The sequence below is a fragment of the Streptomyces sp. NPDC001902 genome, assembly GCF_042891295.1.
Lineage (GTDB): Bacteria > Actinomycetota > Actinomycetes > Streptomycetales > Streptomycetaceae > Actinacidiphila.
The window spans coordinates 85,487-99,134 of sequence record NZ_JBIATA010000012.1 but is presented as its reverse complement, the minus strand read 5'-3'; the positions used below and the strand labels follow the sequence as shown (position 1 = coordinate 99,134).

The window sequence follows — 13,648 nt, the reverse complement described above, 5'->3', positions numbered from 1 at the left end:
GATCCGTGAGACACCGACTTGTGATGCATGGGCCAAGACCACTACCGTCGGGCGCCATCGCAGTATTCGAATGTGAAAGGCGATGCCGCAATGCTGAAGTCCGGGAACGGCCGACACCGCAAGCCGCGTCAGGCCCCGACCGCCATGGTCGCGGTGGCGGCGACCGGGGCGGGCCTCACGCTCCCCCTCTTCGCAGCGAGCGGCGCCAGCGCCGCCGACGCCAACAGCACCTGGAACGCTGTCGCCATGTGTGAGAGCGGCGGTCTGTGGAGCTCCAACACCGGCAACGGGTTCTTCGGCGGCCTGCAGATCACCGAGGAGACCTGGGAGCAGTACGGCGGCGCCCAGTACGCCGAGCGCCCGGACCTCGCCAGCCGCAACGAGCAGATATCCGTGGCCGAGAAGATGCTCGCCGAGCTCGGCCCGGACGCCTGGTCAGGCTGCGCCGACTCCTCCGGCCTCACCGACGCCCTCGACGACCTGCTGCACGGCGGCCAGGACCAGGACGGCCAGGGAACGGGCGACTCCACCGGCTCCGGCGACCAGGACACCGACGGGGACGGCGCCACCTCCGGCGACGACAGCACGGGCACCACCTCCCCGGGCACCGACGAGGACACCACCGCCACCCCGGACGCCGACGCGACCGAGGGCCCCGACGCATCCGCGACCGCCTCCGCCGACGACAAGGGCAAGGGCAAGGGCGAGGGCAAGGGCACCGGCAAGCACCGCAAGCCGGAGGCCGGCACCGCCACCGACGGCACCGGGAACACCACGGGTTCGACCGGTACCCGCAGCGGCGACCCCGCCGGCCTGCCGGCCCACTTCGTGGAGGGGGAGGCCGCCTGGGGCGTCGTCCCGCTCACCACCGACACGCGCGCGGAGACCAAGCAGGCCGACACCGGCCGGGACAGCGGCACCAGCGCCAAGACCACCACCGGCAGCCGCTACCTGGTGCAGGAGGGCGACTCGCTCTGCGAGATCGCGGTGGAGCAGCACGTCGGCGGCGGCTGGCGCGGCCTGTACGACGCGAACCGCGACGTCATCGGCGACGACCCGAACGTGATCAGCCCCGGCTCGTACCTGGACCTCGGCCGCTGAGGCCCCCGTGCGCCGCCGGGCCGGGAGTCCACCCCCGCCCGGCGGACACCGGCTGACATCGGGCTGAACTTTCTCCTCCGTTCCGCGCACGGGCGCGTCCATCCCCCGAGCGTGCCCGGCCGGGGCTTTTCGGGTCGGTTAGGCTCATGCCGAAACGAAGAGACATCCAGAAGGAGACCCACGTGCCGTCCATCGACGTCGTCGTAGCCCGGGAAATCCTCGACTCGCGAGGCAACCCCACCGTCGAGGTCGAGGTCGGCCTCGACGACGGCAGCACGGGCCGTGCAGCCGTCCCCTCCGGTGCGTCCACCGGTGCGTTCGAGGCCCTCGAGCTCCGCGACGGTGACAAGAGCCGTTACCAGGGCAAGGGCGTGGAGAAGGCCGTGCTGGCCGTCATCGAGCAGATCGGCCCGGAGCTGGTCGGCTACGACGCGACCGAGCAGCGGCTGATCGACCAGGCGATGTTCGACCTGGACGCCACCCCGGACAAGTCCTCCCTCGGCGCCAACGCCATCCTCGGTGTCTCGCTGGCCGTGGCCCACGCGGCCTCCGAGGCCTCCGACCTGCCGCTCTTCCGCTACCTGGGCGGCCCGAACGCCCACGTGCTGCCGGTCCCGATGATGAACATCCTGAACGGCGGCTCGCACGCCGACTCCAACGTGGACATCCAGGAGTTCATGATCGCGCCCGTGGGTGCGGAGTCCTTCTCCGAGGCCCTGCGCTGGGGCGCCGAGGTCTACCACACCCTCAAGGCGGTCCTGAAGGAGCGCGGCCTGTCCACCGGCCTCGGCGACGAGGGCGGCTTCGCGCCGAACCTGCCGAGCAACCGCGACGCCCTCGACCTGATCGTCGAGGCCATCAAGAAGGCCGGCTACCAGCCCGGCCAGGACATCGCGCTCGCGCTCGACGTGGCCGCCTCCGAGTTCTACAAGGACGGCAGCTACTCCTTCGAGGGCAAGTCCCTGTCGGCGGCCGAGATGACCGCGTACTACGCCGAGCTGGTCGCGGCGTACCCGCTGGTCTCCATCGAGGACCCGCTGAACGAGGAGGACTGGGACGGCTGGAAGACCATCACCGAGGAGCTCGGTGACAAGGTCCAGCTGGTCGGCGACGACCTGTTCGTCACCAACCCCGAGCGTCTGCAGCGTGGCATCGACAGCGACACCGCCAACGCCCTCCTGGTCAAGGTCAACCAGATCGGCTCGCTGACCGAGACCCTCGACGCGGTCGAGCTGGCCCAGCGCAACGGCTACAAGTGCATGATGTCGCACCGCTCCGGCGAGACCGAGGACGTCACCATCGCCGACCTCGCCGTCGCCACCAACTGCGGCCAGATCAAGACCGGCGCCCCCGCGCGCAGCGAGCGCGTCGCCAAGTACAACCAGCTGCTGCGCATCGAGGAGATCCTCGACGACGCCGCGGTGTACGCCGGCCGCTCCGCGTTCCCCCGCTTCAAGGGCTGACCCCGTCCGGTGCCGCCCGCCGCGTCCGCGGCGGGCGGCACCGTGCGCCAGCAAGGGCCACCCGAACCCCACCGGAGGTGCACGTGCCGGATCGCTTCTCCACCGCGACACGCATCCGTGCCCTCGGGGCACAGGCGCAGGCCCGCGTCTACCGCGCGGCCGGCCGCCCGCGGCCGGTGCTGCCCCGTGGACGCAACCGGCTGACCGGCCGGGCCGCGCTGCTGGCGCTGGTCGTCTGCGCCCTGGTCGTCGCCCTCGCCTACCCCATGCGCCAGTACGTGGCGCAGCGCTCGCAGATCGCCGACCAGCGCAAGCAGGCCGAGCAGGCGCGCAAGCGGGTGGACGAGCTGCGGGAGGAGAAGGCCCGCTGGCAGGACCCGGAGTACGTCAAGGCGCAGGCCCGGGCCCGGCTGCACTACGTACTGCCGGGCGAGACGGCGTATACGGTGGTGGAGCCCACCGGGGCCGCGGCTCCCGAGGACTCCGGCGCCCGCCGCAGCGACAGCGCGGCCCGCCGCCCCTGGTACGCGAACCTGTGGGACGGCGTCGACCACGCGGACGCCGCCGCCACCACAGCACATCGTTGACGCAAGCCCCTGAGAGAGACACGCCCAGGCATGGAAAAGCCCCCGCCGCAGACCGAGCACGCCCCGCCCACCGAGGCGGACATCGCCGCCTTCAAGGAGCAGCTCGGCCGCCCGCCGCGCGGCCTGCGGGCCATCGCGCACCGCTGCCCCTGCGGCAACCCCGACGTGGTGGAGACGGCGCCGCGCCTGGAGGACGGGACGCCGTTCCCGACGCTGTACTACCTGACCTGCCCGCGCGCCGCCTCGGCGATCGGCACCCTCGAGGCCGAGGGCGTCATGAAGGAGATGACGGCCCGCCTCGCGCAGGACGAGGAGCTGGCCGCCGCCTACCGCGCCGCGCACGAGGACTACATCGCCCGCCGGGACGCCCTCGAGGTCCTGCAGGGCTTCCCCAGCGCCGGCGGCATGCCGGACCGGGTGAAGTGCCTGCACGTCCTGGTGGGCCACTCCCTCGCGGCCGGCCCCGGGGTGAACCCGCTGGGCGACGAGACGATCGCGATGCTGCCCGAGTGGTGGCGCAAGGGCCCGTGCGTGAGCCCGTGCGGCACCGCCGGGCAGGAGGAGGGCGAGGACCGGTGACCCGGGTGGCCGCCATCGACTGCGGTACCAACTCCATCCGCCTGCTCGTCGCGGACGCGGACCCCGCGACCGGTGAGATCAAGGACCTGGACCGCCGGATGACCATCGTCCGGCTCGGCCAGGACGTGGACCGCACCGGCCGGCTCGCCCCCGAGGCCCTGGAGCGCACCTTCGCGGCCTGCCGCGAGTACGCGGGCGTGATCGAGGAACTGGGGGCGCGCAAGGTCCGGTTCGTGGCCACCTCCGCCTCCCGTGACGCCTCCAACCGGGACGACTTCGTGCGCGGCGTGGTGGACATCCTCGGCGTGGAGCCCGAGGTGATCACCGGCGACCAGGAGGCGGAGTTCTCCTTCACCGGCGCCACCAAGGAACTGACCGGACGTACGGACCTGGAACGGCCCTTCCTGGTCGTGGACATCGGCGGCGGCTCCACCGAGTTCGTCGTCGGCGACCGCCACGTCACGGCCGCGCGTTCGGTCGACGTCGGCTGCGTGCGGATGACCGAGCGCCACCTGGTCCGCGACGGTGTGGTCACCGATCCGCCCACCGCCGGGCAGATCGCCGCCATGACGCGGGACATCGACGCCGCCCTCGACCTTGCCGAGCGGACCGTCCCGCTGCGCGAGGCCCGCACCCTCGTCGGCCTGGCCGGGTCCGTCACCACGGTCGCCGCGATCGCGCTGGACCTGCCCGAGTACGACTGGGCCGCCATCCACCACTCCCGCGTCCCGGTCGGGACGGTGCGGGAGATCAGCGCGCGCCTGCTCTCCGCCACGCACGCCGAACGCGCCGCGATCCCGGTGATGCACCCGGGACGGGTCGACGTGATCGGCGCGGGTGCCCTGGTGCTGCTGCGGATCATGGAGCGTACGGGCGCCCGGGAGGTCGTGGTCTCCGAACACGACATCCTCGACGGGATCGCCTGGAGCATCGCCTGAGCAGGGCCTTTTCCAACTGAGCGGGCTTTCGGGGCGGGCGTGACACGCCCGCCCCACAAAGTTCGTGAATTTCTTCACATGAAAGTTCCCGCCGGACGGCCCAACTTTCCGGGGCCGGCACCCCGCGAGCCCTCCAAAACCCTTGGTGCGCCCGTGTTTCGGGGGTGTTGCGGGACGGTGGCGTGGTGCCCCCGGATGCCGATCGCCGCTGGTCGGACGGGGCGCTCAACGCCCGCGCCACCCACCGGGTTCCCCCTGGGTGCTGTGGCCCTGGTCACGAAGCGGCGCAGTGTAGCAGAGGGCACCGCAAACCTTGTGAAGGGGCTCACGAGGTACCCCCTGGGGCGTGGTGAATACTCGAAGCATGAGCACCACGGAGCGTCCCAGGATCCTCGTAGTAGGCGGAGGGTACGTCGGCCTGTACGCGGCGCGGCGCATCCTCAAGAAGATGCGTTACGCGGAAGCGACGGTGACCGTCGTCGACCCGCGCTCGTACATGACGTACCAGCCGTTCCTGCCGGAGGCCGCCGCCGGCAGCATCTCCCCCCGCCACGTCGTGGTGCCGCTGCGCCGCGTGCTCCCCAAGGCGGAGGTCCTCACGGGCCGGGTCACCACCATCGACCAGGACCGCAAGGTCGCGGTCGTCGAGCCGCTCGTGGGCGAGACCTACGAACTGCCCTTCGACTACCTGGTGGTCGCGCTCGGCGCCGTCTCCCGCACCTTCCCGATCCCCGGCCTCGCCGAGCACGGCATCGGCATGAAGGGCGTCGAGGAGGCCATCGGCCTGCGCAACCACGTGCTGGAGCAGCTCGACAAGGCCGACTCCACCAACGACGAGGACGTCCGCCGCAAGGCGCTCACCTTCGTCTTCGTGGGCGGCGGCTTCGCCGGCGCCGAGACGATCGGCGAGGTCGAGGACATGGCCCGCGACGCGGCCAAGTACTACACCAACGTCAAGCGCGAGGACATGCGCTTCATCCTCGTCGACGCCGCCGACAAGATCCTCCCCGAGGTCGGCCCGGAGCTGGGCACCTGGGGCCTGGAGCACCTGCGCGAGCGTGGCATCGAGGTCTACCTCGGCACCTCCATGAGCTCCTGCGTCGACAAGCACGTGGTGCTCGCCAACGGCCTGGAGGTCGACGCCTCCACCATCGTGTGGACCGCGGGCGTCAAGCCCAACCCGGCGCTCGCCCGGTACGGCCTCCCGCTCGGCCCGCGCGGCCACGTGGACACCGCCCCGACGCTCCAGGTCCAGGGCACCGACTACATCTGGTCCGCCGGTGACAACGCCCAGGTCCCCGACCTGGCCTCCGGCCCCGGCGCCTGGTGCCCGCCGAACGCCCAGCACGCGCTGCGCCAGGCCAAGGTGCTCGGCGACAACGTGGTGTCCGGCATGCGGGGCTTCCCGCAGAAGGAGTACAAGCACGCCAACAAGGGCGCGGTGGCCGGCCTCGGCCTGCACAAGGGTGTCGCCCTGATCCGCTTCGGCAAGCTCAAGCTGAAGTTCAAGGGCCGCCTGGCCTGGTACATGCACCGTGGCTACCACGGCATGGCGGTCCCGACCTTCAACCGCAAGATCCGGGTCCTCGCGGACTGGACGCTGGCGATGTTCCTCAAGCGCGAGGTCGTCTCGCTCGGCGCCATCGAGAACCCGCGCGAGGAGTTCTACGAGGCCGCCAGGCCGGTCCCGGCCGCGGCGGTCGCCGCCGAGGCCACCAAGGCCAAGGCCTGAGCAGGTAACGGTCCGGCCGAAGGGCGTCCGCCATCCGTGGGGCGGGCGCCCTTCGCCGTGCCCGTGTCCCTGGCCCCGGGGCACAGGACATGAGATGGGTAGAGGTAAAGAAGCGGTAGTGCGGGAATGTCGGTGTATCCCGCATCCGTTTCCCAGCCCAGTGGACCCGTCTTCATGGAGGCACGGAGGTACCCGCCATGGCCGATGCGGCCGGACGACTGACCGCTCTCGCCGAGCAGGCGCTCGGCGTTCCCCTCCCGCTGCGCATCCGCGCGTGGGACGGCAGCGAGACCGGACCGCCCGACGCCCCGACGCTGGTCGTGCGGCACCGCCGGGCGTTGCGCCGGCTGCTGTGGAAGCCCGGCGAGCTCGGCCTGGTCCGTGCCTGGGTGGCCGGTGAACTCGACGTCGAGGGCGACCTGTACGAGGCGCTGGACCGGCTCTCGGGGCTCGTCTGGGATCGCCCCACCGAGGACGACGGGGCGTCACCGCGCCGTCTGCTCGGTCTCGCGCGCGACCCCGAGACCTACCGGCTGGCCCGGGAGGCCCTCGCCCTCGCCGGACCCGGACTGCCGCCGCCCCCGCCGCCGGAGGAGGTCCGCCGGCGCTCCGGGGTGCTGCACAGCCCGATCCGCGACCGGCAGGCGATCAGCCATCACTACGACGTCGGCAACGACTTCTACGGGCTGGTGCTCGGCCCGTCCATGGTCTACTCGTGCGCCTACTGGGAGGGGCCCGACGCGACCCTGGAGGACGCCCAGCGGGCCAAGCTCGACCTCATCTGCCGCAAGCTGGAACTGCGGCCCGGGCAGCGGCTGCTGGACGTCGGCTGCGGCTGGGGCTCCATGGTGATGCACGCCGTCGAGCACTACGGCGTCCACGCCACCGGCGTCACGCTCTCCACCGAGCAGGCCTCCTCCGCGCGCAAGCGGGTCGCCGACGCCGGCCTCGCCGACCGGATCGACATCCGCGTGCAGGACTACCGGGCGGTCGACGACGGGCCGTACGACGCCATCTCCTCGATCGGCATGGCCGAGCACGTGGGCCGCGAGCGCTACCGGCAGTACGCCGGGGTGCTGTACGGGCTGCTGCGGCCCGGCGGGCGGCTGCTCAACCACCAGATCGGCCGCCGCCCCTGGGCCGACGAAGAGGCCTACCACGTCGACGAGTTCATCGACCGGTACGTCTTCCCCGACGGAGAGCTGGCTCCGCTCGGCTCCACCGTCTCCCGGCTGGAGGAGGCCGGGCTCGAGGTACGGGACGTGGAGGCGATCCGCGAGCACTACGCCCTGACCCTGCGGCAGTGGGTCGCCAACCTGGAGGCGCACTGGCCGGAGGCCGTCCGCCTCGCCGGAGCCGGCCGCGCCCGTGTCTGGCGGCTGTACATGGCGGCCTCCGCGCTCTCCTTCGAGCAGAACCGCATCGGCGTCAACCAGGTGCTCGCCGTCCGCCCGACCAAGGACGGCGGCTCCGGGATGCCCCGCACCCGGGCCGACTGGCTGGGCCCGGGCCGGCAGGACTGACATGCCGGGGGGCGGAGGCCGTCGCGGCCTCCGCCCCCCGGGCGCCTCCCGCCGTCCCGCTACTCGGCCTTGATGGCCTCCAGCATGTTCAGCCGGGCCGCCCGCCGGGCCGGCCACAGCGCGGCCAGGACGCCCACCAGGGCGGCCATCGCCAGGAACACCCCGATCCTGTCCCAGGGCAGCGTCATCGCGTAGCTCGGCAGCTGTGGCTTGATCAGCCCGCCGACGGCCCAGGCGAGGAACACCCCGAGCCCGAGGCCCAGTACCGCGCCGAACAGCGAGATCACCAGGGACTCCAGCCGGATCATCCGCTTGACCGCGGCACGGTCCAGGCCGATCGCGCGCAGCATGCCGATCTCGTGCTTGCGCTCGAAGACCGACATCGCCAGCGTGTTGATCACACCCAGCACCGCGACCAGCACGGCCATCGCGAGCAGCCCGTAGAGGATGTTCAGCATCAGGTCGATCGTGGAACTGAGCTCGCGGGAGATGGCCGCCTTGTCCTGGACCTTGATCACCGGGTTCTCGCCGAGCGCCTTCACCAGCGCGTCCTGGTTGGCCTCTTCGGCACCGCCGGCCATCCGCACCAGCACCCGCATGTCCCCTGCTTCGGGGGTGTGCGGGGTGACCGTGGCGTTGTCCATGATCACGCCGTTGATGAGGTCGCCGCCCTCGTAGACGCCGCCGATCGTCAACCGCCCCTTGGTGCCGTCGTCGTAGCGCACCGGCAGGCTCTGCCCGGTGTGCCAGCCGCGCCGCTCGGCGGTGTCGGAGTCCACGACCATGGAGTCGCCGTGCACCGAGGCCAGGGAGCCGTGGGTGAAGTCCAGGGTGAGCAGCCGCCCGATCTGCGGCGCGTCGACGCCGGTGACCCACTCGTCCTCGCCGCCCAGTTCGGTGTGCGCGTCGCGCACCGCGCTGGAGTCGCTGACGCCGTCGATGCCGGCGACCCGCTCGGCCACCTCGGGCGAGAGGTTCCGGCCGGTGGCCATCGTGATCTGGTAGTCGGCCTTCAGGTGGGCGGCGGCCATTTCGTCCACGGTGGTCTTGACCGAGATGGCCACCACCGTGAGGGCGGTGATCAGGGTGAGACCGATCATCAGGGCCGACGCGGTCGCGGCGGTGCGCCGCGGGTTGCGCACCGAGTTCTGCCGGGCGAGCTTGCCCGTGACCCCGAAGGGCCGCAGCAGCGGCGCGGCCGCGGCGACCACCGGCCGGGACAGCAGCGGCGTGAGGACGAAGACGCCGATCAGCAGCAGCCCGGCGCCGCCGCCCAGGACCATGTTGCCGTTGTCCTTCATCCCCGAGCCGGCCAGCACCAGGACCACACCGGCCGCCGACAGCAGCGCGCCGAGGGTGTTGCGCAGGAGCAGGCCCTTGACGGTGGCCGGGGCGTGCACGCTGCTCATCGCCGCGACCGGCGGGATCTTGGCGGCCCGGCGGGCCGGCAGCCATGCGGCGAGCATGGTGACGCCCACACCGACGGCGAGCGCAGCCCCGGCCGTGCCGGGCTGTACGGACAGGGCGCCCTCGGGCAGTTCCGCGCCCGCCGAGCCGAGCACCGCCCGCATGACGGCCGCGATGCCGATGCCCAGCAGGAACCCGGTGGCACCGGCCGCCACGCCCACCACGAGGGCCTCGACCAGCACCGACCGCGTCACCTGTCGGCGGCTGGCGCCGACCGCGCGCAGCAGCGCGAGTTCCTTGGTGCGCTGGGCGACGAGCATGGTGAAGGTGTTGGCGATGATGAAGATGCCGACGAAGAGCGCGATGCCGGCGAAGCTGAGCAGGGTGGTGTTGAAGGTGCTGAGGTCGGAGGCGATCTGCCGGGCCTCGTCGTCGGCCAGTTTCTGCCCGGTGGTCGCGGTGGCGTCCTTGGCGTAGCGCGGCAGCAGCTTTTCGATCTCGGCCCTGAGCGTGGCCTGCGCGGTGCCCGGCGCCGCCTTGACGTCGATCTCCTCGTACGTGCCCGGCTTGCCGAAGAGCTTCTGGGCCGTGGCCGTGTCGAAGAGCACCAGGCTGCCGCCCGCGGCGACGTTGCCGTCGTCGGTGGAGAAGACGCCGGTCACCTTCTGCCGCATCACCGGGCCGTCGATGGACATCCGGACGGTGTCGCCGACGGCGTAGCCCGTCCGCTCCGCGGTCTTGGAGTCCAGCGCGATCTCGGAGGAGGTCCGCGGGGCGCGTCCCTCGCGTATCGGATAGCGGTCCGCACCGGCATAGTTGCCGCCGCGGGTGGACCAGCCGTCGCCGACCAGCCGGCCGTCCTTGCCGGCGACCGCGGTGAAGCCGGTGACGGTCGCGGTGGTGGACGCGGTGCCGGGCAGCCGGCCGATCTCGTCCACCAGCCGCTGGGGGAGCGGATGGTCGACGTCCCCGTAGGTGACGGCGACCGAGACGTCGGAGTAGCTCCTCGCGGAGGCCTTGCGGAGGGCATTGCCGATGGTGTCGGTGAACACCAGGGTGCCGGAGACGAAGGCGACGCCGAGCATCACGGCGAGCACGGTCATCAGCAGTCTGGCCTTGTGCGCCAGCACATTGCGCAGGGCGGTACGGAACATGTCAGGGCTTGTCTCTCGGTCGTGGCTCGTGGTCGGCGGCGCGGATCAGCTGGTACGGCCCTTGGCGTCGAAGCGCTTCATGCGCTCCAGCACCGTGTCCGCGGTCGGGCCGTGCAGCTCGTCGACGATCCGCCCGTCGGCGAGGAAGACCACGCGGTCGGCGTAGGAGGCGGCGACCGGGTCGTGGGTGACCATGACGACCGTCTGGCCGAGCTCCTTCACGGAGTTGCGGAGGAAGCCGAGGATCTCCGCGCCGGAACGGGAGTCGAGGTTGCCGGTCGGCTCGTCGGCGAAGATGATCTCGGGCCGGCTGGCCAGTGCCCGGGCGACGGCGACCCGCTGCTGCTGTCCGCCGGACAGCTGGGACGGCCGGTGCGACAGCCGCCCGGACAGTCCGACCGTCTCGACGACCCGGTCCAGCCACTGCTTGTCGGTCCTGCGGCCGGCGATGTCCATCGGGAGCGTGATGTTCTCCGCGGCGGTGAGCGTCGGCAGCAGGTTGAACGCCTGGAAGACGAAGCCGATCTTGTCCCGGCGGAGCTTGGTGAGCTGCTTGTCCTTCAGCGAGGACAGCTCGGTGTCGCCGATCCGCGCCGAGCCGGACGAGACGGTGTCCAGGCCCGCCATGCAGTGCATCAGCGTGGACTTGCCCGAGCCCGAGGGCCCCATGATCGCGGTGTACTCGGCGGCTCGGAACTCGACCGTCACCGCGTCGAGCGCGACGACCCGGGTCTCGCCCTCCCCGTAGACCTTGCTGAGGTCGGTGGCGCGGGCGGCCGTGGCCGTGGCGGTGGGGTGTGCGGTGGTGGTGGTCACGGCACGCTGCTCCTGTCGGGACGGGGGGAGTCGATCGGACCCCTCCATCGTCCCGACGGGAGACGTCGCCGGGATCCGTCCACATCGTGGTTCTGCAGGCAGTCCCGAGAGGTACGCGCGGACCCCCGCGTCCTACTTGGGGATGACGGGGACCCCGACATCCCGCCCCCGGGTGGAAGCGATTTCGCGTCATATGCAGCGGGTGCGGTCCGCCGCCCGGACCGCCCCGGGCCTGTGCTTTCCTCCGGACGGGACAGATCTGATGGACCGTCAGTCAGCCTTAAAATCAGACAACATGACGAATCCTGGGCCCTGTTCCACCCGCCCCGCCGGATAGGGTCGTACTGCGCTCTCGCACCGCCACGCCCGGATGGTGGAATGCAGACACGGCGAGCTTAAACCTCGCTGCCCCTTGCGGGCGTACCGGTTCGAATCCGGTTCCGGGCACTCACTTCCTCACCGGCGTGGCACCACCGCCACGTTCTCAGCCCTGTTCCCGTTCCACCGGGAGCCACAGTTCGGCCTCCGCCTCGGTCCCGTCCGCGGACGGACGGGCGCGCAGGATCTCGGGGCCGGGGCGGCTGCGGTACGGGTTGGAGGGGAACCACTGGGTGAACACGTCCCGCCACAGCTCCTGGATGGCCTGCGGCGCCGGCCCTGAGGTGGTGAAGACCGCCCAGGTGCCCGCAGGCACGGGGAGGACCGTGGTGCCGTCGGGCGCGGCCGCCGACGTGATCACCCCCTGGTGGTAGTCGAGAAAGGTGCCTTCGGCGCGGCTCGGGTCCAGGTCGTCGCAGACCGCGACGACCCCCCGCGGTTCCTGGTCCGACAGCTCCTCCAGACGCGCCACGAGCCGCGGGTCGATCCCGCGGACGAAATCGACGATCGCCTGGTTCGGCCCCGAGTGCACCAGGGGGACCCGGGCCTTGAGACCGACGACCCTGAAGTCCGGCCTGTCCACGACGCGGTAACGCATGCTGCTGCTCCCTTCGACGGTGAGGCGGAAGGCCAACCGGGGCTGGGAGACCAGCGCGGCGCCGGTGCGCCGGGCCTCACCCGGCCCGACCCCGTGCACGGCGCGGAACGCCCGGGCGAAGGCCTCGCCCGATCCGTACCCGTAGCGCACCGCGACCTCCAGCAGCGTCGCCGGCCCCGCGAGCACCTCCGCACCGGCGACGGTCAGCCGGCGGCGCCGTACGTACTCCGAGAGCGGCATGCCCGCGAGCGCGGAGAACATCCGGCGCAGGTGGTACTCCGAGGTGCCCGCGACACGTGCCAGCTCGGCCACGTCGACCTGCCCGTCGAGATGGCGCTCGACCTGCTCCAGGGCCTGGTTGAGACGTTCCAGCACTCCCTGTCCCCTTCCTCTTCCACGACCCACGCTAGGCGTCGGGCACCCCGCCGGACCCGACATCCCGTGCCCGGTCGGGTCGGGTGGCCGCGACGTCCGCCGCCGCACGGGCGAACGCGCGGACCCGGGCCGTGGTGTTGCCGTGCCGCCACACCAGGCCGCGCTCGATGGGCGGTGCGTCGTGGAGGGGGACGTAGGCGAGGTCCGGCCGGGGGTAGTAGCGGCGGGCGTGCTCCCCGACGGGGAGGACGCCCCGGCCCAGCGCCACCAGGGTGAGCATCTCGGAGAACGACCCGCCGGCCGGCCCCTTCGGGACCGTACGGCCCGACGGGGTGCGCTCCGGGGTGCGGTCCCGCTTGAACGCCACCGAGGTCACCTCCGGGTACTGCACCACGGGGTGGTCCGCGAGCACCTCGAGCGACACCGACTCCCGGCCGGCCGCCGGGTGCCCCGCGGCCACCGCGAGCACCCGGCGCTCCCTGAGCAGCACCGGTCCGCGGACCATCCCGTCGAAGGGGAAGGAGGCGAGGAGCACGTCGACGGAACCGTCCAGCAGGCTCGCCCGGGAGGTGGCCAGCTGGACCTCGCGCACGTCCACCCGGCAGTCGGGGTGGCGCTCGGAGAACAGGCGGACCACCCTCAGCAGCGTGGGCGCCGTGCCCTCGCCGAGGAAGGCCACGCGCAGCGCGCCGGTGATGCCGCGGCCGGCGTCGGCGGCCCTGCGCAGCGCCTCATCCATCCCGGCGACGAGGGGGAGCAGATCGTCCGCGAGCTGCCTGCCGACCGGGGTGATCCGGACGCTGCGGCTGTTCCGTTCGAAGAGCGGGCAGCCGATGGTGCGTTCCAGCTTGCCCACCACCTGGCTGACCCGCCCGGTGGTGACGCCCAGGCGCTCGGCGGTCCGGCCGAAGTGCAGCTCCTCGGCGAGGGTGAGGAAGGCCTCGATCTCCACCCGCTCCAGCACGCTTCCCCCTCGGCGTTGAGTTCCGCTCAACGA

11 protein-coding genes and 1 tRNA gene are annotated in these 13,648 nt (G+C 72.0%); 8 read left to right on the top strand and 4 right to left on the bottom strand.

Annotation, left to right across the window (positions count from 1 at the left end; translation table 11 throughout):
* The first annotated feature begins 90 nt into the window (after positions 1-90).
* From ACFYYN_RS20785 to ACFYYN_RS20755, 7 genes are all read left to right on the top strand, one after another.
* Positions 91-1,101: a transglycosylase family protein gene (locus ACFYYN_RS20785; protein ID WP_500547007.1), complete on the top strand. Its 1,011-nt coding sequence runs from the start codon at positions 91-93 to the stop codon at positions 1,099-1,101.
* A gap of 182 nt (positions 1,102-1,283) precedes the next feature.
* On the top strand, positions 1,284-2,564 hold the full coding sequence (gene eno, locus ACFYYN_RS20780; protein WP_499516857.1) for a phosphopyruvate hydratase: 1,281 nt from the start codon (positions 1,284-1,286) through the stop codon (positions 2,562-2,564).
* A gap of 83 nt (positions 2,565-2,647) precedes the next feature.
* On the top strand, positions 2,648-3,151 hold the full coding sequence (locus ACFYYN_RS20775) for an FtsB family cell division protein (protein ID WP_500547006.1): 504 nt from the start codon (positions 2,648-2,650) through the stop codon (positions 3,149-3,151).
* 30 nt (positions 3,152-3,181) lie between these two features.
* A complete protein-coding gene (locus tag ACFYYN_RS20770; RefSeq protein WP_500547005.1) occupies positions 3,182-3,730 on the top strand; it encodes a DUF501 domain-containing protein in 549 nt (182 codons plus the stop codon).
* Positions 3,727-4,668, top strand: a complete 942-nt coding sequence (locus ACFYYN_RS20765; protein WP_500328668.1) for a Ppx/GppA phosphatase family protein — start codon at positions 3,727-3,729, stop codon at positions 4,666-4,668. The genes ACFYYN_RS20770 and ACFYYN_RS20765 overlap by 4 nt, the downstream gene beginning before the upstream one ends.
* Positions 4,669-5,032: 364 nt before the next feature.
* Positions 5,033-6,400 (top strand): NAD(P)/FAD-dependent oxidoreductase, encoded by a 1,368-nt coding sequence (locus tag ACFYYN_RS20760; protein ID WP_500333110.1) that lies wholly within the window; start codon positions 5,033-5,035, stop codon positions 6,398-6,400.
* A gap of 197 nt (positions 6,401-6,597) precedes the next feature.
* Entirely contained in the window at positions 6,598-7,923 is a 1,326-nt protein-coding gene (locus tag ACFYYN_RS20755; protein ID WP_500547004.1) for a class I SAM-dependent methyltransferase, read from the top strand.
* Positions 7,924-7,982: 59 nt separating this feature from the next.
* On the opposite strand, the gene ACFYYN_RS20750 is transcribed toward ACFYYN_RS20755, so the two are convergent.
* Together ACFYYN_RS20750 and ACFYYN_RS20745 are read right to left on the bottom strand one after the other, a co-directional pair.
* On the bottom strand, positions 7,983-10,484 hold the full coding sequence (locus ACFYYN_RS20750; RefSeq protein ID WP_500547003.1) for an ABC transporter permease: 2,502 nt from the start codon (positions 10,482-10,484) through the stop codon (positions 7,983-7,985).
* 45 nt (positions 10,485-10,529) lie between these two features.
* Positions 10,530-11,348 carry an ABC transporter ATP-binding protein gene (locus ACFYYN_RS20745; RefSeq protein ID WP_500547002.1) on the bottom strand — a complete coding sequence of 273 codons (819 nt, stop codon included), beginning with the start codon at positions 11,346-11,348 and terminating at the stop codon, positions 10,530-10,532.
* A 316-nt stretch (positions 11,349-11,664) separates the two neighbouring features.
* Between ACFYYN_RS20745 and ACFYYN_RS20740 the strand changes: the two genes are divergently transcribed.
* A tRNA-Leu gene (locus ACFYYN_RS20740) sits at positions 11,665-11,747 on the top strand.
* Between the two features lie 37 nt (positions 11,748-11,784).
* Here the strand turns inward: ACFYYN_RS20740 and ACFYYN_RS20735 are convergent.
* Together ACFYYN_RS20735 and ACFYYN_RS20730 are read right to left on the bottom strand one after the other, a co-directional pair.
* Positions 11,785-12,651 carry an AraC family transcriptional regulator gene (locus ACFYYN_RS20735; protein WP_500547001.1) on the bottom strand — a complete coding sequence of 289 codons (867 nt, stop codon included), beginning with the start codon at positions 12,649-12,651 and terminating at the stop codon, positions 11,785-11,787.
* 31 nt (positions 12,652-12,682) lie between these two features.
* Positions 12,683-13,615, bottom strand: a complete 933-nt coding sequence (locus ACFYYN_RS20730) for a LysR family transcriptional regulator (protein WP_500547000.1) — start codon at positions 13,613-13,615, stop codon at positions 12,683-12,685.
* Between the last annotated feature and the right edge of the window lie 33 nt (positions 13,616-13,648).

Coding starts and splice junctions, on each gene's coding strand:
- ACFYYN_RS20785 (WP_500547007.1), top strand. CDS start 91: ATGCTGAAGTCCGGGAACGGCCGACACCGCAAGCCGCGTCAGGCCCCG.
- ACFYYN_RS20770 (WP_500547005.1), top strand. CDS start 3,182: ATGGAAAAGCCCCCGCCGCAGACCGAGCACGCCCCGCCCACCGAGGCG.
- ACFYYN_RS20760 (WP_500333110.1), top strand. CDS start 5,033: ATGAGCACCACGGAGCGTCCCAGGATCCTCGTAGTAGGCGGAGGGTAC.
- ACFYYN_RS20755 (WP_500547004.1), top strand. CDS start 6,598: ATGGCCGATGCGGCCGGACGACTGACCGCTCTCGCCGAGCAGGCGCTC.
- ACFYYN_RS20750 (WP_500547003.1), bottom strand. CDS start 10,484: ATGTTCCGTACCGCCCTGCGCAATGTGCTGGCGCACAAGGCCAGACTG.
- ACFYYN_RS20745 (WP_500547002.1), bottom strand. CDS start 11,348: ATGGAGGGGTCCGATCGACTCCCCCCGTCCCGACAGGAGCAGCGTGCC.